Raw genomic sequence first — 23,855 nt, forward strand, 5'->3', positions numbered from 1 at the left:
TAGTAATGATAAATGGTGAGGCCGGTGTGGCCTTTATTGGCAGCGGTAGTGCTCAGGTTGAGACAGCGCTGAGTAATGACATGCTCAGTCGAGTGGTGGATACTTCCGATGAGTGGATTTCTTCCCGTACGGGCATTGGCCAGCGCCATGTGGCTAATGGTGATGAATCGCTGGCGGTGCTGGCGGCCCAGGCTGCTAAAGGGGCGATCTCAACGGCAAACCTCACCCCCGACGACATCGATCTGATTATCCTGGCCACTTCCACCCCCGATGATTTATTTGGTACGGCCTGTCAGGTGCAGGCGGCTATCGGTGCTACCCGGGCTGTTGCTTTTGACTTAACTGCAGCTTGTTCCGGGTTTGTGTTTGGGGTGGTGACGGCAGCCCAGTTCATTCGTACCGGTACCTACCAAAACGTTTTGGTGATCGGTGCTGATTTGCTCAGTCGCTGGGTAGACTGGGAAGACCGCACCACCTGTGTGCTATTTGGCGATGGGGCGGGGGCGGTGGTGATGCAGGCCTGCGATCGCGACCGGCTGCTGGGGTTTGAAATGCATAGTGACGGCACCCTGAACGGCTGTTTGAACTTGGCCTACACCGCCCAGTCTGTGCCCTTAGTCGATGGCGTCACCGCCCAGAAAGGCACCTTCACAGCCATCACCATGAACGGTCGTGAGGTCTATCGCTTTGCCGTGAGTCGGGTGCCTGAAGTATTAGAAAAAACCCTCTTCCATGCCGGGCTGGTCGCCAGTGACATGGACTGGTTGATTTTGCACCAGGCCAATCAGCGAATTTTAGATGCTGTTGCCAAGCGGCTCAATCTACCGGCTGAGCGTGTGGTCAGCAACATGGCCAAGCACGGCAACACCTCAGCTGCGTCCATTCCCATTGCGTTAGACGAATGGGTCCGCATGGGTAAAATCCAACCCGGCCATAAAATTGCCATGTCTGGCTTTGGCGCAGGTCTGACCTGGGGTGCGGTTTTGCTGGAGTGGGGCCGATAATTTCCCTGCCACCCATCGTTCTCCTGATTTTTCAAGACTTCCCTAATTGCCCATTTACTGAGACAGTGGGATACAGAAAATACACGTAGACAACAATGGCAAAGACCGTATGGGTGTTTCCTGGGCAAGGGTCCCAGGCCGTGGGCATGGGCAGTGATTTAGCTGATCTAGCTAAAGATAAATTTGCCGAAGCTGAAGATATTTTGGGCTGGTCCGTATTGGGCCAGTGTCAGAGTGACGAATCTCAGCTCGCCAACACCCTATATACCCAGCCCTGTCTCTACGTGATTGAGTGTATATTGGTCGACCTACTCAAGGCCCAGGGCACCCACCCAGACCTGGTGGCCGGTCATAGTCTGGGGGAATATTCTGCCCTCTATGCGGCTGATGTGTTTGATTTTGCGGCGGGTTTATGCCTGGTGAAACGGCGGGCCGAACTCATGGCCCAGGCCGCCGATGGTGCCATGGCTGCCCTGATGGGCTTTGACCGGGATGAACTCGATCAAGCGCTGGCCACCACCGAAGGTGTGGTGCTGGCGAATGATAATAGTTCTGCTCAGGTTGTGATTTCCGGGACTCCGGCTGCTGTCGAGGCAGTTATGACGGGCATCAAGACAAAACGAGCCGTCAAGCTAAATGTGGGTGGGGCCTTTCATTCCCCATTGATGGCTCCGGCGGCCCATGAATTTGATCAGATTTTAGCCGATGTCCCCTTTAAGACGGCAACGGTTCCCGTGCTTGCAAATGTTGATCCGACCCCGACCACGGATGGAGACACTTTGAAAAAGCGCCTGATGCAACAGATGACCGGCTCCGTCCGTTGGCGTGAAATTTCCTTGATCCTGCCGGAGCAAGGGGTGGATACGGTGATTGAAGTGGGTCCAGGACGGGTGTTAGCTGGATTGATCAAACGCACCTGTCGCAGTTTGACCCTGCAGAATGTGGAAACATTGGAACAGGTTGAGGCGATGCAGCCCAGTGGCAAGGTCCCGGTCGAATGTGTGTAGGTTAGCCTGGGTGGAGGCGGTTTATACAGGTATGGGAAATGGGTCCGGGGGCATGGGCATTGGGGTAACTGTTGTTAGGTCAATGTTGGGTTTGGTGGCCGGAGGGCAGACGGCCCATCTAGTAGCTAGAGATATGGTTAGACGACCGTGGGCAGTTTAGAACGGCAGCGCGAGCCGAGGATTAGTCTAGCGCTCTACTATTTGTTTAAGTGGTCTATGGTCAATCCGGTGCTGCGGGGGTATTTTCGGGGCCGAATTTACGGAGCTGAGCATATGCCCAAGTCTGGCCCTGTGCTGGTGGTGGCCAACCACGCTAGCGATTTTGACCCGCCCATTGTGTCATCCTGTGTGCGTCGTCCCGTGTCCTATATGGCCAAGCAGGAGCTGTTTAAGGTGCCGGTCTTGGCCTCAGCCATTCGTGCCTATGGGGCCTATCCGGTGCAGCGGGGCGGTTCTGCCCGTGGAGCGATTCGAGCCGCGCTGCAACAGCTAGAGCAGGGGTGGGCCGTGGGGGTGTTTTTGCAAGGTACCCGCACCCCCGATGGTCGGATTTCAGATCCTAAGTTGGGGGCTGCGATGATTGCGGCTAAGGCCCAAGTCCCTATGGTGCCAGTGAGTTTGTGGGGCACCCATCGTATTTTGCCGCGCGGGGCGATGTTTCCGAAGCCCTGGCCGGTGACCGTGCGCATTGGGCCGCCCATTGCCCCCCCCAGTTCTAGTAAGGATAAAGTGGCCTTACAAGCGGTGACGAATTATTGTTGCGATCGCATCCACGCCCTCCACGATCTAGGGCGTTAGACCAGATGGCATTGCTTCAAAGGCCGTTGCTTCAAAGGCCTTTGAAGCAACGGTTACAATAACTTTTCAACCTAAAGTGATAAATTTTGGGCGTTGTTGGCCCTCGGTTTGTACCGATCTCTATTCAGTCCAGCGGAGCACTACTATGTCCGAAACCTTGCGACAAGAGTTAGCCAATATGGTGGGACCCACCCAGTGGGATTGGCTTAAACCCCATATTGCGCGTGATGTGGTCGTATTAGTGGATCCTCAGCTAGATTTGATCGAGGTGGGCATTGCCCTGACCCATGACAACGTGCAACTCGTGCAGCGCTGGATCGGTGAACAGCTAATGACCAAACCCACAAAAGAGCAGTTACAAACCTGGGGGGTGGTGGGACCGAGTAGTCAACTACAGTCCTTAATCGTGCAACCCTATGTTCTAGTGCAGGAGATCGATCAGGCAGCGGACCACGCCAGTGGACTCTCTACATAACTAACTCCCATGGCAACGCCCTCGCTAGAAAAAGTGCAGATTGTCTTGGCCCAGTTAGATAATTCAGCCCTAGTTCGATTTTTATTACTTCTAGCCAGTGCTTGGGCGTCGCTCCAGGTGCTGGCCTATTTTGAGATTGTGGTGATCGTGTTTGTGATCTCCATGATTTTGGCATTTTTACTGAGTTATCCGGTGCGCTGGTGCCGCAGGCTCTTGCCCCATGGTGTTGCCGTGTTTGTGGTGTTTATGGTGGCCTTGGTCCTAGTGGTAGGGCTGGTCACCACCTTGGTCCTAGCGGTGATGGCCCAGGGGCAAAGCCTGCTAGAAAATGGTACGGACTTTCTCAACTCTTTACTGCCGTTGATTGAGCGGATTGAAACCACCCTGCGCCAGTGGAATGTGCAGGTGGATCTGCAAACCCTAGGGGAGCAGCTGCAGCAACAGGCCACCACATTGGTCGGGTCGGGCCTTGGTTTGGTCCAGACGCTGCTGGAGAATTTTATCCACGGTATTCTGATTGCCGTGGTGACCTTTTTTATGATGTTAGATGGCTCCCGGCTTTGGCGCTTGGTGCTGAAAGCGGTGCCAGAACATCAGCGACAGCGGTTGACCCTCACCATTCAAAAGAATCTTTTGGGGTTCTTTTGGGGACGGCTGCTGTTGGCCATCGTTTTTACCATGTCCACCTTTGTGGTCTTTTTGCTGTTGAAAATTCCCTATGCCCTTGTCCTAGCGATAATTGCGGGGGTATTTAATTGGATTCCTGGGATTGGTGCCACTTTGGGAGTGTCCCTGGTGGGGCTGTTGCTATTGTCCCAAGGGATTGGCATAGCCTTGAAAGCGGTGGTGGTGTTCATTTTGTTGGAGCAATTCGAGGAGAATGTGCTGCTGCCCCATGTGATGCGAGACTCCCTCAACATCAATCCTGTGGTGATGTTTTTTGCCTTGATTGTGGGATTGCGGATTGCGGGGTTGCTGGGACTGTTTTTGGCCATTCCCATCGCTGGAGTAATTGTCAGCCTCTTGGATGTGGATGAGATGAAGGGACATTCTATGTGATGTTTTTTTGCCCAGGTGGCCATGGTAACCCCTGTAAAAAATGGAGCTAAAACTGAGAATGCCAGCCAGCGGCGATACAAATGTTTAGCAGAACCATTAAGCATTTCAACAATGCCCTGAATCTGTTGACGGCATTGGGAAAAATCGGCATGGTGATTTAAGAGGTCCCCCCATGTCGATGGCCAAATCTGCCCTAAGCCCCCCATCTCTGAATTTAATCCAAAGCCCAATTCCCTGGTTGCGGGCATTTTGGAAGTTTTCTCGACCCCACACCCTTGTGGGCACCAGTCTGAGTGTCTTGGGGCTATTTGCCATTGCTTGGGCAACCCGTTACCCCGCCGGGGTGTCCCCAGGGACATTTCATGTGTGGCAGGGGGTGAGTGCCCTATGGTTGACCTGGTTGGCCTGTATGTGCACCAACATTTACATTGTGGGTCTTAACCAAATTGAGGATGTCGCTGCTGATCGGGTGACGAAACCCTATTTGCCCATTGCCTCTGGGGAGTTCTCTGCCCCCCAGGCCAAGATGTTGGTAGGGATTGCCTGTAGTGGGGCGATCCTATTGGCGGTGGTTTCCCAAAGCATTTATTTATTGGGGACGGTCTGTCTGAGTTTAGCGATTGGGACGGCCTATTCCCTGCCGCCGCTACAGCTCAAACGATTTCCTCTATTGGGGCCATTGTGCAAACTGCTGGTGCGGGGGGCGGTGGCGAACCTGGGCATATTTCTCCATGCTGCGAGTCAGTTGGGGCTACTGCGGCCCCAGGTGCCTGGGCGAGTGTGGGTGCTGACACTGCTGGTGCTGGTGTTTAGTGGTGCGATCGCACTGCTCAAAGCCCTACGAGATAACCAGACCTATTCCATCGGCGGGTTGACGGGCCCCATGATCTTAAAACTTGTCTGGTGGCTATTGACCGTTTGTTACGCCAGCCTCATAATCGCGGCGATGGTTATCCCTGGGATTAACGCGCCATTCTTCATGGTTACCCACGGCCTAGCATTGATGTATTTTTGGTACTTAAGTCATCAGGTGCAGCCCTTATCTGATGACACGGAAGCCCCCCAACTGAGCTGTCAAGAGCATGACGAGGATGATATGGGGGCCCAAAAATTGAGCTGCCAAGAATATTTCCAGTTTGTCTGGAAGTTATTTTTTATTGAATACCTGATTTTTCCCACCGCCTGCTTGCTACACCAGATGGGGTGAACCCTGCAGCAAGAAGATGGTTTTAAGTTTAATTTGTCCGACTAAAGACCCCCAGCCTTGGATGGCTGCTATCCAAGCAATTGCCCCCGACGTGGACCTGCGAGTGTGGCCGGACGATGGGGATAGGGCAGATGTGACATTTACCCTAGTATGGGCTCAGCCCCAGGGCATTTTCGCCCAGTACCCAAACTTGCAGGTGATTTCGTCCATGGGGGCGGGGGTGGATAATCTTTTGCAGGATACCTCCATTCCTGAACAGGTCACCGTTGTCCGCATGGTGGATCCACGGCTGGTCAGCCAGATGGGGGACTATGTTTTAGCTGCTGCTTTAAACCACGGGCGACAGTTTTCCCGCTATGGTCAACAGCAACGGCAGCGGCAGTGGCAGCCTCTAGCTCCGCTCAATCTAGATCAAATCACCGTAGGGGTGATGGGCCTGGGGCAGATTGGTCAGGCGGTGGCCCAGCGACTAGGTCAAGTGGGGTTCTCTGTGGTCGGTTGGTCTCGTCGAGCTAAGGCCATGGCAAAGGTGCAGGTATTTGCCGGACCCCAACAACTGGCAGACTTCTTATCGGCTAGCAAAATTCTCGTCTGTATATTGCCGTTAACCCCTGAGACCGAGAATATTCTTAATGTCGAGACCCTGGGCCAGCTCCCTCCAGGAGCCTATGTGATCAATGTGGCCAGGGGGCACCATTTGGCGGAAGCAGATTTGCTGGCGCTCTTGGATAACCATCATCTGGCTGGGGCCTGTTTAGATGTGTTTCGCCAGGAGCCTTTACCCCAGGACCATCCCTTTTGGAGTCATCCTAAAATTACCCTGACCCCCCACATTGCTAGCCTGACTGACCCTGTGTCGGTAGCGCCTCAAATTGTTGAAAACTACCGCCGCTTAACTGCCGGTCGCCCTTTGCTGAATCCGGTGGATCGGCGTCAGGGATATTGAATCAGGAGACAGGGTGTCAGGAGACAGGGTGTCAGGAGACAGGGTGTCAGGAGACGTGGTCTCTTCTGGCGTGGCGAGGAGATGGCGAAGAAAAAAGCCCAGCCCTAGGGCTGAGCTTCGATTGAAACGCTTCAAGAAATGCCTGATTAGGCACATGAGTAGTGAACGACGGTTGGACCTAGGGACCACCCTAGGATTGCCGATTACGGCATCGGTTGGGTTACCTGGTCACATCATTCCATCCCAACATATCAACCGATGGATGGGGACTTTTGTAGCAAACCCTACGGGTTGAGCAGATCGACAACGTTGATATGTTTTAGGGCCGTTTCCCAATGGCGGTAAAATTAGCCCTAGGCAGTTAACAGGAGAAGTCTGTGGCAGAGTTAAAGGCGTTGATTTTTGATGTGGATGGTACCCTAGCGGAAACGGAGCGGGATGGTCATCGACCCGCCTTTAACCAAGCCTTTGCGGATACGGGCATGGATTGGGACTGGACCCCTGAACTCTATGGCCAGCTGTTGGAGGTGTCTGGTGGTAAGGAGCGGATTTTGGCCTATGTGCAGGACTACCTCAGTGATTTTCAACTGCCTGGGGGATTTGAGCACCTGGATGCCTTGATCAAGCATCTCCATGTCACGAAGACTAACTATTACAAGCAGTATGCGGCGGCCGGTCAGATTCCCCTACGACCGGGGGTGGAACGGCTGCTGAATGAGGCTCGCAGGGAGGGAGTGAGACTTGCGATCGCAACCACCACCACCCCAGCCAACGTGCAAGCCCTGCTCGAAAATACCCTCGGTGCCGACAGCCTCAACTGGTTTGATGTGATCGCCGCAGGCGACATGGTCCCCCATAAAAAGCCCGCCCCCGACATCTTTGAGTATGCTCTAGAGCATCTGGACCTACCCGCCGACAATTGTCTAGCCTTTGAGGACACGAACAACGGTCTCCGCTCCGCCACTCCCACCGGACTCAAGACCGTCGTGACCGTCAACGACTATACAAAGGACCAAGACTTCTCTGAAGCTAAGCTGGTGCTGAGCGATTTGGGGACTCCAGAAACCCCATTTACCGTGCTCGCAGGGGATGCGGGCGACGCTACCCACTTTACGGTGGCCCTAGCCCGTCAGTTGTGTGCCTAGGGGCCTGTGTCCCCAGGATTTTGCGTGTCTTGTGTCTCGGCTTGGGTCTCTAAAATGTATGACTGAACTGAGCCTAGACCAGTGGTGGCACAGTCCAGCCCGACAGTTATTGGCCTATCCCAGCGGTGATGCAGCCGTTCTGGCCCGCCGCTGGGATGAACTCCAGACCCATGAGATTGAATCCATTTACCCCCGTGGCCCCCAAACTCTGCTGGGATTAAACATCCTCGGTTTGGGCTATTGCGGAGTGGTCCTGCAAGTGTGCCACCAAGGCCAAGATCGGGTGCTCAAAATCCGCCGAGAGCCTTCACCCCAGCCTAATCTGAGGCTCGAAGCCGCCATGCAGCTGCGGGCCAATGGGGTGGGGGTGGCTCCCCAGGTGATCGCCCATAGCGATAACTTTTTGCTGATGGACTACATCGATGGCCCCAGGCTGGTGGACTGGCTACAAACACCGCCCTCGGTGGCGGCCATTCGCACCGTGGTGACCCAGTTGATCCATCAGGCCCATCGGTTAGATCAGGCTGGCCTAGACCATGGCGATCTGCGCTGCATTACGGCCCATGGGTTGGTGCTGCCTACGGGGCCTGTGCTGATTGACTTTAGCGGTGCCAGCTTAGACCGCCGACCGGCCAATGTCACCACCCTGGTACAAGGCTTGTTTATTAGTACTTACGTTGCCCGGCTCCTGCGGCCATGGTTTTCCCAGGTCCATAAAGCTAAGCTGATTGATTACCTACGGCAGTATAAACAGCAGCCCTCGTGGGTTCATTTTCAGTCCCTGGTGGCCTATTTGGGACTGGAGCTAGAGCAGCCGCCACAGCTGTCACCAGGAGATTTCGCCTGGGGGCATTCGGAGAATTAGGTCATGGGCTCTTTTTCTGGGCATTAGAAGGGCAGGGCCGTTGCCTCCCCTGCTAATGCCCAACCTCGTTGCTTGGCCAGGGCTTCCAATTCTTCAATCCTCGACTGGGTGAGGGGATGGGTGGACTGCCATTCCAACACCTGATTGACTGCTCCCAGGTCCGGTTCTGACTCATTCAGCCGCTTAAAAAAGTCCAAGCTGTGGCCCAGGTGCCCATAGTGCTCATGCATCATTTCAATAGCATAGACATCGGCCCGTTGCTCCTGATCGCGGCTATAGTGCAAATCTGCCAGACTGATGGACCCCGTTAGCATGGGGGGCAGTTGCACCCCCCCTAGGGCTAAGACACTATTCAAACTGAGAAACACCAAGGATCTTCCCAGGCTGCGGAGGGTATCTCGATGTTCGTAGTGGCCGAGTTCATGGGCCAGCACAAACGCCAGTTCATTTTCCGTCTCAATGTCATCTAAGAGCCCCTGGGTTACAAACACATACCCCCCAGGTATGACCATGGCATTGGGGATATCTTCATCCAGGATGTGGAGTTTCAGCTCAGGCCGCTGCTGTAGACTCTCACTGCGCAAGGCTTCCGCCAAAGACTGGGTATATTCAAACTGCGGCCCATCTTGTATGAGGGTAGCCTCGGCAAACATACTGTCAAAAATTATCTCCCCCACCTTGGCCTCTGCTTCTGGGCCTATGCGCGCCGCAATTTGAGCCCCTGCCACCCCTAGGCCAACATACACAGCCACCGCCGCTGCAGCCACCGTGCCGATCAGGTAACCAAAATCGACCAGGGGATGCACTGGGGTTATGTTGACCTCATGGACTATTTCACGCGGGATGTATTTCATCTAACGAATACCCGTACCATAGGCCATGATCTCAACGGACCCGGCCCCCCCTCCGCTTTCCCCAGAAATGTTGGATGTTTCAAAGCGCACGTTGAGGATTTGGGATGCGCCCCATTCAATGGCGGATTCTTTCATCCGCAGTATGGCTTCTCGCCGTCCTCGGTCGATCAGGGTTTCATAAACGGTGACCCGACCCCCCACGAAATTGCGTAACCCAGCGGAAATGGTCTTGAAGTAATCATTGGCGATCACGACGCTGCCCACAAACATTTCGGTCTCATGGGCATAGGGTAAGTCTTGCTTGGCTCCCCAGCTCATAATGGGGATATGGAGGGTGCTTTTTTCGCGTCGCTTAATGTCTTCGTAGTGTTTGCGCTCGCGGTGATTACCAATAAAGTAGCCCAACCCAAGCAAGGTTAGAAAAACGAGAATATCTACCATCAGATTTACCTCCGATTGCTTCCCTAATACTGACTCAAGTGCTTAATTTACTGGACTTTAACGGCGGTGCCATAGGCAAAGAGTTCAGCTGCTCCGGGCGCTACCGAAGAGGTGGCAAATCGAACATTCACAACGGCATTAGCCCCCAGTTGTTCAGCCTCCATGACCATGCGATCAACGGCCTCTTTCCGTGATTCCTGTAGCAGTTCTGTATAGGCTTTGAGTTCACCCCCAACGATATTTTTAAAGCCCGCTAGAATGTCTTTGCCGACATGCTTAGCGCGAATAGTGCTGCCCTGCACCAGACCGTAATGCTCGACGATTTCTTTGCCGGGCACGCCTTCTAGGGTGGTCAGAATAATCTTAGAGGAGCGGGCTATGGAGCGTGTCATGGAAATTCTCCGATAAGTGGTTATTGTGTCTGTTGCGAGGGAGCCAGTTTAATCCTCCGTCGTGGACTGTCCTTGATCAATACAGATCAATACACCGGGGAGAGAGGAAATTCCGTTCTCACGACCGATGGATTGTTAGGCTCGCTGTTGAGCGTTTTTCAGGCAAGAATATGCCTCTCCCAGGGCATCTGGGCCTGATTTTATCTGCTGTTTGATAAGATGCCCAGATGGTTATTAAAGTTGCTTTATCCAAATTTGTGTGAGGGCTGGGCTAATTTAACCCACGGATTAACCTACGACCAAGTTGCCAACTGTCGATTTCCCGACCGTAAAACGATTGCTTTGGCTGTAATTTTGGACGTAACAGGGCTTACGGTGTTGATACGCGGCTATTGTCAAAACTTTGGCAAAAGGTATGGATGCCAGTTTTGCTGACATACAGTGCTACGGGAATGACTAAAAGATTGGGACATTGGCTATTTTCGGTGAGGTATTGGACTAGCTCAATGATGCGTTGTTCCCCCAGGTCCGCCCGAAATTGTGGCAGGCAAGCAATGTGTCGATAACGTTTGGCAAATCCCTCAAGCCAACCGTCGTTTTGGGAGGGTTCTAAGCCCGCCCGCAGGGCTAAGGATAGGGCGGCATCGTTGAGGTCGCCGTCGCAGTCTTCGATTTCGTGGAGCGATCGCAACGCTTCAGGGTAGTCTGCCAGGCGTTCGATTAATTGAGTGATTTCGATTAAAGGGATGGAGAGCATGTAAAGGGGGAAGGAATTAGATACAACAGCTGTGGGCGGCACCAGCCGCTGAATACATTCAGCGGTTTTCTATTATTGTCTCAAACCAATTTTCAAAGCGTTGGCCCAGGGCCGGTAAAGAATATTCAGTTTCTGCTTGCTGACGACAGTGGTAACGGTTGATGGTGGCTAGTTGTTGAATGCTGGCCACTAATCCGTCCACACTATCGGGTTCTACCAACCAGCCGGTTTTGCCATGGTCGATAATTTCGGCGGGGCCACCGCGACGGTAGGCCACTACCGGTACACCACAGGCCAAGGCTTCAATGGCGACGTTACCAAAGGCCTCTACCCAGCGTGGGGTCATGAGCAACCCCTGGCAGCGACGGACCGTGGCCTGGAGCTGCTGAGTATTGACAAATCCCAGATACTCCATGGGCGCATTGGGATAGGTGCGTTGAATGTTATCCCAATAGGCTGGATTTTCAAGTTTGCCCAGGATTTTCAGGGGTGTTTGGGTTCGCTGGGCGGCAGCAACGGCATCTTCTAAACCTTTTTCAGGGGAGATGCGGCCTAGCCATACCAGCTCGGGGCCGGGGGTCTGGCAATAGTCATATTGGCTCAGATCAATGGCACTGCTGAGCAATTGCCACGTGAGCCCCGGGGGAAATGTATCGACCTGGGTTTGGGTGTAGGCCCCCAGGGTACCTGGAAATTTGTCATGCACCTGGGAAATTGCCCGATCCATGACCCAACTGAGGGAGCCCATGCTGATGAAATGGGCAATGGGGACATCAAAAAATGATGTTAGGTAAAGGGGTAGCCAGTCGTAGGCGAAATTAACGATCAGGTCGTAGCTGTGCTGTACCCGGTGGGCGTAGTTCCACTGGTTGGCTAGGACGGCGTTATCCACCATGGTGGCTGGAGTGTCTCGGCCCTGAGTTTGGGCGGTGGGTTGAAGGGTGCCAGGAATTTGGATCAGCTGTGTCCCGTTGATGTGGGAGTTGATGTGGGAGTTGATGTGGGAGCTTTCGGGGGCTGCGATCGCAACCTGATGACCGCGCTGGGTCAAGGCCGTCAATAAATTCACCACCGTTAACTCTACCCCACCCCCTAATCCCGAACCAAGTGGACCCACAGGGGTAGAGACCAATAATAATTTCAAGCACCGTGCCATGGCTATCGCTTCGATTTAGCCCTATGACCCTACTAGATTATGCCGACGATTATGTCGATTACAGCCTAAATCACCAATGGCTAATTTTTTAGATTCTCTATTCCATCAGGCAATAGGTCTGGTGTAGGGTGGGAGCCCTCTAATGTGTTGATGGATGATTTGAGCTTAGGAGCCTCGCGAATCCGGTTGAGCTGTCCCAACGCCCATTCTGCCGTTCGACGCACTTCAGGATCTTCATCCTCCGTTGCATGACCTAGCATCTGACTGATTTGGGTCACCAGATCGTAGACACGGGTCAAGTCACGGATCGCATTTTTCCGTACATCGGGATTATCATCTTGGAGGGCAATGGCTAGGGCTCGGTTCAGAGGTTTCAAAGAACGAATACCGATTTCTGAAAGCGCGGCCAGAATCAGACTTTTTTCCTTGGAGTCAGCATCTACCATGCTGTTGACCAGGTGCTGTACAGCGGAGGAATTACCCCGCTGACCCAACTCCCAAATTGCTTTCCGCCGTTTGGTCGGATCGGCTACCTGCAAATTTGCCACCAGCTCATCCATCACATCAACCCTTGCTAAACGGGTGGTAGCACTGGCCGAGGGGGCTGCCGCGATGGTGGATAAGTGATGGGGTATGGGATTAGGTTGGGGTACCCCATGGTCAGTTGAGTTGTGGCTGCTGGGCTCACCACCGTTGGTGGCTACATGGCCCAGGAAAGATGAGGGGGCGGGAACAGATACATTCCCCTGGGGGACTCCATTGGGAATAACGCCCCAGGGGGACTCGGAAGAATCATCCTCAGTCCCTGGTTTTGGCCGATTCGATAAAATAAAGCCAATGCCAAAGCTCCCCAGGGCCGCAATCAGTGCTAAGCCTGGCCACAGTAATCGACCAAGCCCTGGTGATGATGGGGCGTCAGCCGGGGGGGCGTCAGCCGGAGGGGCGTCAGCTGGGGGGTATTCATTAGTCCCATTAGTCGTTTCCTCAAATGCATTGGCGTTGGTTTCAGGGCTGTCGACGCCGGTTGCTGGTGAAACCTGCTGGCCAATTTCGACTTTTTCAGTTGCCGGATTAGTCTGTCCGTCCACCCCTGGCTCCCCCGCTGCCGCCGATGAGGCCTCGGGTACACCGGCTTCTTTGTCTGGAGGGCTGTCTGGGGCTGCTTCTGAGGGGAATAGCGGTTGTCCCCCTTGTCCCCTGATGGTTTGAATGGCCCCTGCCGTTGCTGGTCCATAGATGCCGTCAATGGGACCGTTATAAAACCCGCGCTTTTTTAATTCCTGCTGGATGGCCTTAATTTCTTCTATCTGCTGCTCAGATGCAGCGCCTTGCAATGGCGAATCGGCGGGAATAGCATCAAAGTTAGGTACCGCCTGGCCCGTATCAATGGCGGTATTCGGATCAACTGCTGAAGACTGGGCCATGAGCAGGGAGCTGCTCTGGGCGGGCAGACTGCCTACAGGCACTGTGAGGGCTGTCAGGCTGGTTAAAAATACTAGGGTAGAGCGCCAAATCATAGTTAGTTTTATATCCAGTATCTGCGTCTTGCTATGTACTGCTTAGTATTAGTACGTACTGTTTAGATTGACTATTCAGTGGAGCGAACGTAGATGCCTGCTAAATCTATACAATTAAGTCAGACTGCTAAAGCAGACTGTTTTAGCGTTTTTCCTGTGTCATGTTCAAAGCAGGCTAATCCCATGGGGTTGAGCGAGCTATGGGGGATGACGAGAAACTAAACAGTCATACTGTTGTTTGGATTGACGGACAACAGCGCCGTGCGATTAAAAATGATAGTTACTGGACCTTATCTTAACTGTACCCAAAATTCATGGGTCTTTGGCAAAACCGTCATGTCTTAAGTACACGGCCTGCCATAACAGGACTTTACTAGCTTGAAGCCAATACTAACTCAAATAGTTGGGTGATACTAAGACTAGTTGTCAAGACTTTTTAGTCTATAGGACATCTATATGAAGGCTGTATGTGGCTGGGGCAGCCTAGGCATGTTTCTAGGGTGATGATCCATCCGATGATGAATCCACCGGGCTGTGCGATCGCAACCAGTCGGTCAGGGCATTGGCCAGCTGGGGACTAATTGCTGCAACTACAGTGTGAATGGCTGGCTGGGTCAGGCCTGCCATGGCGGCTTGGGCAATTACAGCCCGCTGATTGACTAAATAAATGCTCACCAAGGTCAAGCCCACACCGATCCACTGGACGGTGGTGAGGTTTTCCGACAGCAGTGACATGCTAAAGGTGAGGGCAAAAACAGGGGTGAGAAACGTCAGGGCACTGAGGCTGGTCAGATTCCCTTTGGACGCTAAATAGAAAAACACCCCATAGGCAATGGCACTGCCGAACACAGTCGAATATAGGATGGCTAACCAGCCCTCGGGGGTAATGCCTTGCCACTGGTGGACTTCGGTGTAGGCCGATAGCCCCAGCAGCGGCAGCCCGCCAAAAATCATATGCCAGCCCGTGGCCACCACAGGGTCCACATGTCGGGCTACATAGGCGATCATCACCGTCCCCACCGCCATGGATAAAGCCGCTAAGAGCATTAACCATTCGCCATGGCCTAGGAGAACAGCGGGTAAATCTACCCCTTGAAGCCATGGATTGAATAATGCGGTTTCTTGGGCGGGCCATTGCCCGGTGGTCAGGGTAGTGGTCAGACCAGACCATGCTTGAAGAATCCAATCGTCGGGCAAACCCAATAGGCTGATGCCCACAATGCCTATAACTAGGCCCAACCATCCTAAGGGGCCAACAATTTCCTTAAATAGAAACCGCGCCATGAGCGCGACGGCAATGGGTTGAGAATCAATCATGACTGATCCAAGCCCCGCCCCTGTCCGTTGCAGACCTTCCGCTAAAAAACCTTGAAATAGGGTGCCATCCACCAGGGCAAAACCGCTGATCCAGGCCCATCCTTGCCAGGTTGTAGGTTGTTTACGGCCCAAAATAGCCGCTACCATCAGCACTAATACACCCGCTGGCACTAGCCGCAGCGTGGCTAAAAACAGGGGGGTGGTGGTGGCAATCATGCCCTTCATGGCCACCATGGCTGTTCCCCATAAAAAGAAAGGGGCAATTAAAAGCAGGGTGGGAGTTTTTTCCGGGTTGAAGGGGGAGGCCATTCAGTCACGAAGATATGAATTTATGCGATGGGTTGAGAATGAGCTAGAGAAATGTTTCGAATATTATAAAGTAATGTTAAGCTCCGGTGACGCTGCTTAACCAGGTTACGGTCTGGTTGGTGTCTGGGGAGCGACGCCAAAGGTCAACGGGCGTTTATAGTAATCATCTAGACTTGCCGTTGTTTATTGAATTTTTATCTATGATTTGGCCATTCAAGCCACGTTTCCGTAAACAGATTGCCCGGATCGAAATTTCTGGGGCGATTGCGGGGGGAACCCGGAAGCGAGTGCTGGAAGCCCTTGAAGAGGTGAAAGAGAAGAAATTTCCGGCCTTGCTCCTCCGGATTGATAGTCCGGGGGGCACGGTGGGTGATTCCCAAGAGATTTACAGTGCCCTGAAGCAGCTGCAAGAAACCGTCAAAATTGTCGCTAGCTTTGGCAATATTTCTGCTTCCGGCGGGGTATATATCGGCATGGGGGCCCAGCACATTGTGACCAATCCGGGCACGATTACCGGCAGTATTGGGGTGATTTTGCGGGGGAATAACCTGGAGCGGCTGCTGGAGAAGATTGGGGTGTCGTTTAAGGTGATCAAGTCGGGCCCCTACAAAGACATTCTGTCCTTTGATCGGGAGTTGACCCAGTCTGAGCAAACGATTTTGCAGGAGCTGATTGACGTTAGCTACGGACAGTTTGTGTCGACGGTGGCCGAAGCACGAAATTTGAGTGAAGAGACGGTGCGCGGGTTTGCCGATGGGCGGATTTTTACCGGTTCCCAAGCCCTAGCGCTGGGGGTGGTGGATCGTCTGGGGACGGAAGCGGATGCAAAGCGTTGGGCGGCGGAGTTGGTCGATCTGGATCCGGACAAGACTGAGGTTTATACCATTGAAGAACGTAAGCCATTTTGGAATAAGCTTTTGTCCGGTAGTCAAGCCAGGCAGGCGCATGCTGCCTGGATGAGTCCTCGTCTGATGGGCTGGGTGGAGTTTGAGCTAGCCTACCAGGGGATGCCCCTGTGGCTCTATCAATCGCCCGGCACATCGCTACCGGGGCCCTTTGTTGGATAATTACGGTGCAAGGATGGGTTTAATCTAGCCCTAGAAGAGCTAATCTAGCTAAGGAATTGGCTAGATGCCAGTCGAGCATTGTATGGGGGATAGGTAACATGTCGCAGGGGGATAGGGGTGACTGGCGATTGCGGGCGATTCGAGGGGCGACCACCGTACCCGAAAATTCAATCGCGGCCATGACGGATGCGGTGAAAGAGCTGTTGGATGCCTTAGAGGCGAATAATCCGATTACGCCGGATGACATGGTAAGTGTCACCTTTTCGGTGACGTCGGATTTAAACGCAATTTTCCCAGCTGCGATCGCACGCCAGCGCCCCTGTTGGGACACCGTACCCCTACTAGACGTGCAGCATATGCATGTGGCGGGTAGCCTCCCCATGTGTATTCGCTTTTTGATCCATGGTTATATGGCTATCCCCCAGGCTGAGATTTACCATCCCTACCTGAGGGGAGCCAGTGGATTGAGGCCTGACTGGGCGAGTGTGACGGCCTAATAAAGACGGGGTCAAAAACGTGGGGGATTTTGCATGCAAAATCCCCCACGTTTTTGATGGATCAATTTTTGTGATGAAAGCGGATACCCAGGAAAATATCATACACAAATCCCCAAAAGTCCTTCCGCTGATTCAGACCTAGGGATTGGGGAGAGCCCTTCTCGTCCAATAAAGGCTTCATGAGCTCGTAGGCTGGCTTGTACTTATACCAGGGAATGGAGGGCCACAAATGATGAACCAGGTGATAGTTCTGCCCCATGATCAGCAGGTTCAATAGGCGACCTGGATAGACCCGCGCGTTTTTCCAACGATTCTTTTCTTGGAAGGGACGGTGAGGCAGGTAGTCGAAAAACAACCCCAGGGCTACACCCACCACCAAGGCTGGCGCAAACCAGTAGTTGGCAAAATAGGGCAAAAAATCAAACCGCCAAGCCGAGTAAATCAACCCGGCAAAGGTCAAACGGCTTAAAAACCATTCCCAGAGCTCATACTTTTTCCACAGCCGCCGCTGGAAGAAGTAAATTTCATGGTAGAAAAACCGCGGCGCGATTAGCCATAGAGGACCACAGGTGGACACAAAGTGATCGGGGTCATTCTCTGGATCGTTGACATTGGCGTGGTGTTGTAAATGCACCCGGGTGAACACGGGGAAGGTGAACCCCAGCATGAGGGCGCTGCCATGACCCAACACCGCATTGACAATTCGGTTGCTGTGGGCTGAATTGTGGGATGCATCATGGATGACCGTACCTACTAGGTGTAGGGCCACCGTATTTAAAACAAAACAAACCCAATGGGGAAAGCTCCAGGAAAAATACCCAAACGTTGCCACAATCACCAATGCAACTGCACCAACGAATATGAGTAGATCCGGGCTGACGCCACCATCTGCGTCTAAAAGATCCTTGGGTACTCTTCTGCGCACCGCCGAAGGACGTGTTGCCACCGAAACCACAGTTATACTCCTTCACACCTATGTTTCGAAGTATACGCTACCTAGCGGGCATAATAAAGTTTTGTGACGTTATCTCATATACCCCTAACCTTGTTTGAGCTATATTGCTGGCTACATTGCCGCCACATGGTCAAAAAATATGTCCTAGCCTGAGGTGCCGTGAATTTGTCTAGGGCTGTCTGTAAAATTTGGCATTGGTTTGGCATCTAAGTTGATTTTTGGGTGCATTCCGGCCAGAAGTGTGGGCTTTATGCTTAAGGCAGGACATTGCAACTCTAAGGTGAAGCCGAGGGGATAGGTGGAGCGGAAACGAGTCCAGACATGATAGTATCCGGTGGTTTATTAACCCACTGTCACTAGCCTACGGACAGCACTATGTCACTGCGCCATGCCCTGCGTCGGACCAAAATTGTATCGACCATTGGTCCTGCAACTCAGGATCCTGAAACGTTGCGATCGCTCATTGAAGCCGGTTCCACTACCCTGCGCCTCAACTTTTCCCACGGAACCCACGACGATCATCAACGTAGTATTCGGTTGATTCGCCAGATTTCCTTTGAACTCAATCAGCCCGTCGGCATTTTGCAGGATCTGCAAGGACCCAAAATTCGTTTAGGTAAATTCGAAGAAGGCTCTATCCATTTAAAACCTGGTGACAGCTTTATCCTCACCAGTCGTCAGTTGCCCGGTACCCAAACCATTAGCTCCGTTACCTATGAGCCCTTGGTGGACGAGGTCCCCACCGGTGCCATCATCTTGCTGGACGATGGCAAGGTGGAAATGCGAGTGGTCAATAAGGATATGGAGCAAAAAGAACTCCACTGCGAGGTGGTGGTGGGCGGCAAGCTATCCAACAGCAAAGGCGTTAACTTTCCTGGCGTCTACCTATCCATTAGGGCTCTGACGGAAAAAGACAAGGTGGACCTCGCCTTTGGCCTTGATCAGGGGGTGGATTGGGTGGCCCTCAGCTTTGTGCGCAATCCCCAAGACGTCTTAGAAATCAAGCAGATTATTGCCAATGCCGGCAAACAAGTGCCCGTCATCGTCAAAATTGAAAAGCATGAAGCCATTGAACAGATGGAGGCCATTTTGTCCCTGTCGGACGGCGTCATGGTGGCGCGGGGGGACCTGGGGGTAGAGCTACCGGCTGAAGATGTGCCCATTCTCCAAAAGCGCCTAATTGCCACCGCCAATCGCCTCGGCATCCCCGTGATTACAGCCACTCAAATGCTCGACAGCATGGTGAGCAATCCTCGGCCCACCCGAGCGGAGGTCTCCGATGTGGCCAACGCCATTATCGATGGCACGGATGCCGTCATGCTGTCGAATGAAACAGCGGTGGGGGAGTATCCGGTAGAAGCTGTAGCCACCATGGCCAAGATCGCCATGCGCACCGAAAAAGAGGAACTGACTAAAAAAACAGATACGGGCACTAGTCGCACCATTCCCAATGCCATTAGCCGGGCCGTCGGGCAAATTGCATCGCAGCTCGATGCAGCGGCGATTATGTCCTTGACCAAAACCGGTGCCACGGCCCGTAACGTTTCCAAGTTTCGTCCTTCCACCCCGATCCTAGCCGTCACCCCCCATGTAGAGGTGGCCCGGCGGCTGCAGCTGGTTTGGGGGGTGAAACCTTTACTGGTGGGCGATTTACCCTCTAGCAATCAAACCTTTTTGTCAGCGATTAACGTCGCCCAAGAAAAAGAACTCCTAGATGATGGGGATTTAGTCGTCATGACTGCGGGCACCCTGCAAGGGGTTTCCGGTTCCACGGACCTGATTAAGGTGGAGCTGGTTACCGCTGTCCTGGGCCATGGCAAAGGCATTGGTGAAGGTGTGGTCAGCGGTCGCGCCCGGGTCGTGAGCAAGGCCTTAGATATCAGCAATTTTAACCCCGGTGAAATTTTAGTGGTGCCCAGTACCAGTGCTGACTATGTGGACATCATGCGCCATGCCGGCGGCATCGTTACAGAGGATGCCAGCCATGGGGGCCATGCCGCTGTGCTGGGGTTACGTCTGGGGATTCCAGTATTGGTTGGCGTGGGCGATGCCACCCGGATTATTCGCGATGGCACCATCATTACCTTAGATGCCAAGCGGGGGATGATTAGCTCTGGGGCCAGCAACGGCGGCCATCGCGAAGCCACAATGTCCTATTAGTAGTTCCTACCCCCAGCTGACCCTATCCCCAGCTGACATAGGGCAGGTTGGCTGCAGTTGCTCTAATTTGTTCGGCCCCCTGGAGTAGTTGACCACAGGCATCCCAGGTGCCGTTGATGAACATTTGGTGGTTGCCTGCTTTGATGGTGACCTCTGAGTTCAGTCCGCCGCCAGATATTGTGAGGCCTTCTAAGTCGAGGGTGAGGGCGGTGTCAGGGGATGCGGCAATTAATCTCTGAAGTTGGTTAATGGTCTCTGGTGTGGCTACGGCACAGGGCATGCCGATGGCCACACAGTTGCCGAGGAAAATTTCGGCAAAACTTTGGCCCACAATAGCACTGATGCCCCAACGCATAATGGCTTGGGGGGCATGCTCCCGAGAGGAGCCACAGCCAAAATTGCTATTGACGACTAAAATCTTGGCCCCTTGATATTGGGTCTGGTCAAAGGGATGGGTGCCGTTGCTCTGGACTCGATCGTCTGCAAACACGTTTTCTCCTAGGCCGTCGAAGGTCACACAGCGCAAAAAACGAGCCGGGATGATCCGGTCCGTATCGATGTCATTGCCCACTAAAGGAATGCCGCGACCGTTGACCGATGTGATTTTAGACGTTGCTGGAGCCATAGTGTGTGTTAAAACGCTACCGTATATGAGGTTACCGGTTTCCTATAGTAACGTGATACCAGGTTTTCCCTGCAATAGACTTCTTCATGTTATTTCCCCCATGGTTCAGACCCATGGGGGAAGTAATGGGGGCGAATTCTGGGTTGCCTGGGGCTGTTTTTAAACCTGGTAAAGGAATTCCAGGTCTGTCTGGTTAGGCGTATTAGACAGGTCATAGTAGGGCCGATTAGTTAGCCACACTGACTGGTATGGCTGCAGATTGTAAGCCGCATGGAGATCGTCAAACTGTTCGCCGCTAATTAGATCCATCCAACTGTCGGTATTCACCAGGTTTAGTTGGCTTAGCCTGAGGGTATGGGGCTGGTTACTGAGGTTGTGAATGGAAAAAATGCTTTGATCCCGGGCAATGCTCTGACGCCAGAAGGCAAAAATAGCCGGATTGTCTAGGTGTAGAGTATATTGTGTTGCGTTAGGATGAAACGCTTTTTGCTGACGACGAATCTTGATCAGCCGTGACAACTCTGCCAATACGATGGATTGGTTAGAGTTAGGATCCGTGAGGAGAGCGTCTAATCGGTTTTTATCCCAGGAGTGCCGGTTGATGGAGCGATTGTGGCCAGTGAGCTGCATCTTTTCCACATCATTGGGGGTGGCCAGCAAACTGTGGATATAGAACGCTGGAATGCCTTCTAAAGACATCATCACGGTTTGGGAGCAAATGAACCGCTCAATCTGCCATTGGTCAGGTCCCTGGGCTGTTCCCTGGAGGGCGTCAAATAGGGAGATATTGATCTCATAGGGAGACTCGCTACCATCAGCTTTGCGGCGCATATTGATTTGGGCACCAAAGCTGCGCATGGTATCAATCAGGGTTTCAAACTCTTCTGCTGCCAACAGTCCCTCGGTGGGACGCATGCCAATACCATCGTGGGAGGCGGTAAAATTAAAGTAGGCGCAACCAATGGGGGCTGGTGGCATGCTCATCATCCATGTTTTGAGATGATCGGCTCGACCTTGCATCAACGCATTCAGCAGCAGCGGTGGCAGGCTGAAGTTGTAGATCATGTGGGCTTCGTTGCGATCGCCAAAGTAGCTCAAATTTTCCCGATTCGGTACATTGGTTTCGGTGATTAGGGCAATACCTGGATCCACCATTTGTAGAATCGCGCGGAAGGTTTGAATTATGGCGTGGGTCTCCGGCAAATGAATGCAGCAGGTCCCTAAGGATTTCCACAAAAAGCCCACGGCATCTAACCGAATATAGCGAGCACCGTGGCCTGCATAGGCCATCATGATGTTGACAAACTCTAGAAAGACGTCAGGGTTGCCATAGTTTAAGTCGACTTGGTCGGCACTAAATGTGGTCCAGACATGTTGCAAACCTTGAGCTGTCTCCACCGGAGTGAGGAGGGGGCTGCTGCGGGGGCGCACCACATCCGCTGTTGGTGTATCATCTGGCAGGCTAATGAAATAATCACGGCCTGGTAGTTGGTCTTGCTTAAACTGCTGAAACCAATCGCTTTGGCTAGAAACGTGGTTAGCCACCAGATCGAACATCAGGTTGAAGCTGCTGCCAATGGCCTCCACATCAGCCCAGTTGCCCAGGGTTTGATTGACTGCCAAAAAGTCAATCACAGAAAATCCATCGTCAGAACTGTAGGGGAAAAATGGCAGGATGTGGACTCCTGTAACGGTGTCCTTTAGGTGGGTGTTGAGAAACTGGTGCAGGGTTTGTAACGGCGATGTATCGTCACTGCGGATGCTATCACCGTAGGTAATGAGCAAAACATTATTCTGATTCCACTTACCCAAATCCTCTTTGGAGTAGGCTTTGAGATGCTCTTTGGTCAGATCGTAAAGCTTAGGCAGAAGAGTATTAATCTGCTCTTCAGAATATACACGGCTCAGTAGATGGCGGATTTTAGAGGTAAATTGCTCAAACGATATGGCAGCTTTAGACGTTGTCAACATGAATAGGGAAGTCTGGTGTGAATATTTTCGTGGGCAAGCACTGAGGTGCGATAGAGTAAATGCAAGCAAATAAACTTGAGGCCCAAGGTTAAATCCTTGTTCCACAAAGTTTCCAAATATTCCTGAGGGTTTGAATGTCTAGGGAGTTGAATAATTAGATCAATTATTAAAGTCTATTTGGGTCAGCTTAACCCAGGTGACTGGATAATTCACCATCAGATATGGACTGTCTGATTTGAATATCAGCAAGACTAATAATTGAGCAATTTTGATTGTGATTTATGAGTAATTAGGTTATCACCGGTTTTTTAGAAAAGTCTGGAGATAAGTCTAAATATCGAGTATGCTTCACAACTCTCAATAAACTCTAAAGTCTATGTGAATTGAACTCTCTCTGGACCATCAGAAAAAACTATAAAAGAGGTCCTTGGTTATGCGCCAAGAACCTCTTTTATAGTTTTAGTTGCCAAGGGGCTAATGGCGTTGACCCTTAGTTGATGGGCACAGGCTGCCTGAGCAAAAGCTGGGTACAGTGGCCAGCTTTAGTTGAGCATATTCAGGGGCAAAATCAGGTAGCGCTGGTGGATGGTGAGCCACCCTTCTTTACGAAAATCTCTTAGCAGGCGGGTGACGGTGACCCGAGTTGTGCCAATGGTTGTGGCTAGCTGGTGATGGGTTAAACGGATGGTTAGTTTAACTCCTTGGGGTTCTACCCGACCAAACTCCTGGGCCAACGTAATTAAAAGCTGCCGTAGTCGATCGGCCACTAGCCGCTTTCCAGAGAGAGCTAGCCAAGCTTCCGATTGCTGGAGACGTCTAGATAGATGGGAGAACAGTCCTGCCATTAACGGGGGCGAATTTTCCAGCTCTGCCATGGATAGGGGCAAAGCATCTACGGGGGTAAGCGCCGTTGCCCAATAGGGACTAACCCCCGTCAGGCTGAGGCCAAAGGGCATGGAGGGTCCTGCCAGTCCCAGGAGTGTTTCGCTGCCGTCTGGATGAATCGTGTGCAGCTGCACAATGCCTCGGCAGATAACGTAAATTTCATTCCGCCTCAGGGGAATGCTTTGGCCTGCTGCAAATTGCGTTAGATTGCGCTCGTGGTAAAGCTGCTCCAGCAGCGCAATATAGTGGTCCGATGTGCTGTGGGCTTGGGTGGAATGGCTTTGGGTGAGCTGGGATACTGACATAAAAAAACTGAGCCCCTAGGAATGCGGTCTGGGCAATCGATGGCAGAGATGTAGTTTAGCCAACGGCAATGCTTGGATAACTCTGCTAAAAATAAAGAAATTTCGCGCTGCTATGGGAAAAATGATTTGTCCTGGCAGCGC

23 protein-coding genes are annotated in these 23,855 nt (G+C 52.6%); 12 read left to right on the forward strand and 11 right to left on the reverse strand.

All coding sequences use genetic code 11. The annotated features are described in order from the left end of the window. Positions 1-5: 5 nt before the first annotated feature. The 9 genes from VB741_RS02930 to VB741_RS02970 all read left to right on the forward strand — a co-directional run bounded on the left by VB741_RS02930 (position 6) and on the right by VB741_RS02970 (position 8,506). Positions 6-1,004 carry a beta-ketoacyl-ACP synthase III gene (locus tag VB741_RS02930; RefSeq protein WP_323363644.1) on the forward strand — a complete coding sequence of 333 codons (999 nt, stop codon included), beginning with the start codon at positions 6-8 and terminating at the stop codon, positions 1,002-1,004. Between the two features lie 95 nt (positions 1,005-1,099). After that, the gene (gene fabD, locus VB741_RS02935; protein ID WP_323363645.1) at positions 1,100-2,011 is read left to right on the forward strand and encodes an ACP S-malonyltransferase; all 912 of its coding nucleotides are present in this window, start codon (positions 1,100-1,102) and stop codon (positions 2,009-2,011) included. Between the two features lie 216 nt (positions 2,012-2,227). Next, a complete protein-coding gene (locus tag VB741_RS02940) occupies positions 2,228-2,809 on the forward strand; it encodes a lysophospholipid acyltransferase family protein (RefSeq protein WP_442786278.1) in 582 nt (193 codons plus the stop codon). Between the two features lie 145 nt (positions 2,810-2,954). After that, positions 2,955-3,284 carry a DUF2288 domain-containing protein gene (locus VB741_RS02945; RefSeq protein WP_323363647.1) on the forward strand — a complete coding sequence of 110 codons (330 nt, stop codon included), beginning with the start codon at positions 2,955-2,957 and terminating at the stop codon, positions 3,282-3,284. A gap of 9 nt (positions 3,285-3,293) precedes the next feature. Next, on the forward strand, positions 3,294-4,343 hold the full coding sequence (locus VB741_RS02950; RefSeq protein ID WP_323363648.1) for an AI-2E family transporter: 1,050 nt from the start codon (positions 3,294-3,296) through the stop codon (positions 4,341-4,343). Between the two features lie 172 nt (positions 4,344-4,515). Then, positions 4,516-5,550 carry a homogentisate phytyltransferase gene (locus VB741_RS02955; protein ID WP_323363649.1) on the forward strand — a complete coding sequence of 345 codons (1,035 nt, stop codon included), beginning with the start codon at positions 4,516-4,518 and terminating at the stop codon, positions 5,548-5,550. Between the two features lie 16 nt (positions 5,551-5,566). Further along, positions 5,567-6,496 carry a 2-hydroxyacid dehydrogenase gene (locus VB741_RS02960; protein WP_323363650.1) on the forward strand — a complete coding sequence of 310 codons (930 nt, stop codon included), beginning with the start codon at positions 5,567-5,569 and terminating at the stop codon, positions 6,494-6,496. 377 nt (positions 6,497-6,873) lie between these two features. Beyond that, complete coding sequence (locus tag VB741_RS02965; RefSeq protein WP_323363651.1) at positions 6,874-7,641, forward strand: HAD family hydrolase; 768 nt, start codon at positions 6,874-6,876, stop codon at positions 7,639-7,641. Positions 7,642-7,699: 58 nt separating this feature from the next. Continuing rightward, positions 7,700-8,506 carry a hypothetical protein gene (locus VB741_RS02970; protein WP_323363652.1) on the forward strand — a complete coding sequence of 269 codons (807 nt, stop codon included), beginning with the start codon at positions 7,700-7,702 and terminating at the stop codon, positions 8,504-8,506. Between the two features lie 23 nt (positions 8,507-8,529). On the opposite strand, the gene VB741_RS02975 is transcribed toward VB741_RS02970, so the two are convergent. The 7 genes from VB741_RS02975 to VB741_RS03005 form a co-directional block, all read right to left on the reverse strand. Next, positions 8,530-9,360 (reverse strand): M48 family metallopeptidase, encoded by an 831-nt coding sequence (locus VB741_RS02975; protein WP_323363653.1) that lies wholly within the window; start codon positions 9,358-9,360, stop codon positions 8,530-8,532. Then, positions 9,361-9,801, reverse strand: coding sequence for a YbjQ family protein (locus VB741_RS02980; RefSeq protein WP_323363654.1), 441 nt, complete (start codon positions 9,799-9,801; stop codon positions 9,361-9,363). It abuts the gene before it with no gap. 47 nt (positions 9,802-9,848) lie between these two features. Then, positions 9,849-10,193, reverse strand: coding sequence for a YbjQ family protein (locus VB741_RS02985; protein WP_323363655.1), 345 nt, complete (start codon positions 10,191-10,193; stop codon positions 9,849-9,851). A 370-nt stretch (positions 10,194-10,563) separates the two neighbouring features. Next, positions 10,564-10,950 (reverse strand): hypothetical protein, encoded by a 387-nt coding sequence (locus VB741_RS02990; protein ID WP_323363656.1) that lies wholly within the window; start codon positions 10,948-10,950, stop codon positions 10,564-10,566. Positions 10,951-11,008: 58 nt separating this feature from the next. Continuing rightward, positions 11,009-12,106, reverse strand: coding sequence for a glycosyltransferase family 4 protein (locus VB741_RS02995; RefSeq protein ID WP_442786276.1), 1,098 nt, complete (start codon positions 12,104-12,106; stop codon positions 11,009-11,011). A gap of 80 nt (positions 12,107-12,186) precedes the next feature. Continuing rightward, positions 12,187-13,623, reverse strand: a complete 1,437-nt coding sequence (locus VB741_RS03000) for a HEAT repeat domain-containing protein (protein ID WP_323363658.1) — start codon at positions 13,621-13,623, stop codon at positions 12,187-12,189. Positions 13,624-14,118: 495 nt separating this feature from the next. Then, on the reverse strand, positions 14,119-15,249 hold the full coding sequence (locus tag VB741_RS03005) for a DMT family transporter (protein WP_323363659.1): 1,131 nt from the start codon (positions 15,247-15,249) through the stop codon (positions 14,119-14,121). Between the two features lie 200 nt (positions 15,250-15,449). Between VB741_RS03005 and sppA the strand changes: the two genes are divergently transcribed. Further along, the gene (sppA, locus tag VB741_RS03010) at positions 15,450-16,316 is read left to right on the forward strand and encodes a signal peptide peptidase SppA (RefSeq protein ID WP_323363660.1); all 867 of its coding nucleotides are present in this window, start codon (positions 15,450-15,452) and stop codon (positions 16,314-16,316) included. Positions 16,317-16,414: 98 nt separating this feature from the next. Further along, positions 16,415-16,813, forward strand: a complete 399-nt coding sequence (gene aroH / locus VB741_RS03015) for a chorismate mutase (protein ID WP_323363661.1) — start codon at positions 16,415-16,417, stop codon at positions 16,811-16,813. A 61-nt stretch (positions 16,814-16,874) separates the two neighbouring features. Here the strand turns inward: aroH and crtR are convergent, their stop codons facing one another. Then, positions 16,875-17,768, reverse strand: a complete 894-nt coding sequence (crtR, locus tag VB741_RS03020) for a beta-carotene hydroxylase (RefSeq protein ID WP_442786277.1) — start codon at positions 17,766-17,768, stop codon at positions 16,875-16,877. 375 nt (positions 17,769-18,143) lie between these two features. Here crtR and pyk point away from each other — a divergent pair, with 375 nt between their 5' ends. Continuing rightward, positions 18,144-19,928 carry a pyruvate kinase gene (gene pyk / locus VB741_RS03025; protein WP_323363663.1) on the forward strand — a complete coding sequence of 595 codons (1,785 nt, stop codon included), beginning with the start codon at positions 18,144-18,146 and terminating at the stop codon, positions 19,926-19,928. 22 nt (positions 19,929-19,950) lie between these two features. On the opposite strand, the gene leuD is transcribed toward pyk, so the two are convergent. The 3 genes from leuD to VB741_RS03040 form a co-directional block, all read right to left on the reverse strand. Then, positions 19,951-20,553: a 3-isopropylmalate dehydratase small subunit gene (gene leuD / locus VB741_RS03030; protein WP_323363664.1), complete on the reverse strand. Its 603-nt coding sequence runs from the start codon at positions 20,551-20,553 to the stop codon at positions 19,951-19,953. 159 nt (positions 20,554-20,712) lie between these two features. Continuing rightward, complete coding sequence (locus tag VB741_RS03035) at positions 20,713-22,524, reverse strand: alpha-amylase family glycosyl hydrolase (protein ID WP_323363665.1); 1,812 nt, start codon at positions 22,522-22,524, stop codon at positions 20,713-20,715. Positions 22,525-23,066: 542 nt separating this feature from the next. Continuing rightward, entirely contained in the window at positions 23,067-23,714 is a 648-nt protein-coding gene (locus tag VB741_RS03040; protein ID WP_323363666.1) for a Crp/Fnr family transcriptional regulator, read from the reverse strand. Positions 23,715-23,855 lie beyond the last annotated feature (141 nt).

The organism is Leptothoe sp. PORK10 BA2, from assembly GCF_034932105.1.
In the GTDB taxonomy this organism is placed as follows: Bacteria; Cyanobacteriota; Cyanobacteriia; order Phormidesmidales; family Phormidesmidaceae; genus Leptothoe.

Coding starts and splice junctions, on each gene's coding strand:
- VB741_RS02930 (WP_323363644.1), top strand. CDS start 6: ATGATAAATGGTGAGGCCGGTGTGGCCTTTATTGGCAGCGGTAGTGCT.
- fabD (WP_323363645.1), top strand. CDS start 1,100: ATGGCAAAGACCGTATGGGTGTTTCCTGGGCAAGGGTCCCAGGCCGTG.
- VB741_RS02940 (WP_442786278.1), top strand. CDS start 2,228: ATGGTCAATCCGGTGCTGCGGGGGTATTTTCGGGGCCGAATTTACGGA.
- VB741_RS02945 (WP_323363647.1), top strand. CDS start 2,955: ATGTCCGAAACCTTGCGACAAGAGTTAGCCAATATGGTGGGACCCACC.
- VB741_RS02950 (WP_323363648.1), top strand. CDS start 3,294: ATGGCAACGCCCTCGCTAGAAAAAGTGCAGATTGTCTTGGCCCAGTTA.
- VB741_RS02955 (WP_323363649.1), top strand. CDS start 4,516: ATGTCGATGGCCAAATCTGCCCTAAGCCCCCCATCTCTGAATTTAATC.
- VB741_RS02960 (WP_323363650.1), top strand. CDS start 5,567: ATGGTTTTAAGTTTAATTTGTCCGACTAAAGACCCCCAGCCTTGGATG.
- VB741_RS02970 (WP_323363652.1), top strand. CDS start 7,700: ATGACTGAACTGAGCCTAGACCAGTGGTGGCACAGTCCAGCCCGACAG.
- VB741_RS02975 (WP_323363653.1), bottom strand. CDS start 9,360: ATGAAATACATCCCGCGTGAAATAGTCCATGAGGTCAACATAACCCCA.
- VB741_RS02980 (WP_323363654.1), bottom strand. CDS start 9,801: ATGGTAGATATTCTCGTTTTTCTAACCTTGCTTGGGTTGGGCTACTTT.
- VB741_RS02985 (WP_323363655.1), bottom strand. CDS start 10,193: ATGACACGCTCCATAGCCCGCTCCTCTAAGATTATTCTGACCACCCTA.
- VB741_RS02990 (WP_323363656.1), bottom strand. CDS start 10,950: ATGCTCTCCATCCCTTTAATCGAAATCACTCAATTAATCGAACGCCTG.
- VB741_RS02995 (WP_442786276.1), bottom strand. CDS start 12,106: ATGGCACGGTGCTTGAAATTATTATTGGTCTCTACCCCTGTGGGTCCA.
- VB741_RS03000 (WP_323363658.1), bottom strand. CDS start 13,623: ATGATTTGGCGCTCTACCCTAGTATTTTTAACCAGCCTGACAGCCCTC.
- VB741_RS03005 (WP_323363659.1), bottom strand. CDS start 15,249: ATGGCCTCCCCCTTCAACCCGGAAAAAACTCCCACCCTGCTTTTAATT.
- sppA (WP_323363660.1), top strand. CDS start 15,450: ATGATTTGGCCATTCAAGCCACGTTTCCGTAAACAGATTGCCCGGATC.
- aroH (WP_323363661.1), top strand. CDS start 16,415: ATGTCGCAGGGGGATAGGGGTGACTGGCGATTGCGGGCGATTCGAGGG.
- pyk (WP_323363663.1), top strand. CDS start 18,144: ATGTCACTGCGCCATGCCCTGCGTCGGACCAAAATTGTATCGACCATT.
- leuD (WP_323363664.1), bottom strand. CDS start 20,553: ATGGCTCCAGCAACGTCTAAAATCACATCGGTCAACGGTCGCGGCATT.
- VB741_RS03035 (WP_323363665.1), bottom strand. CDS start 22,524: ATGTTGACAACGTCTAAAGCTGCCATATCGTTTGAGCAATTTACCTCT.
- VB741_RS03040 (WP_323363666.1), bottom strand. CDS start 23,714: ATGTCAGTATCCCAGCTCACCCAAAGCCATTCCACCCAAGCCCACAGC.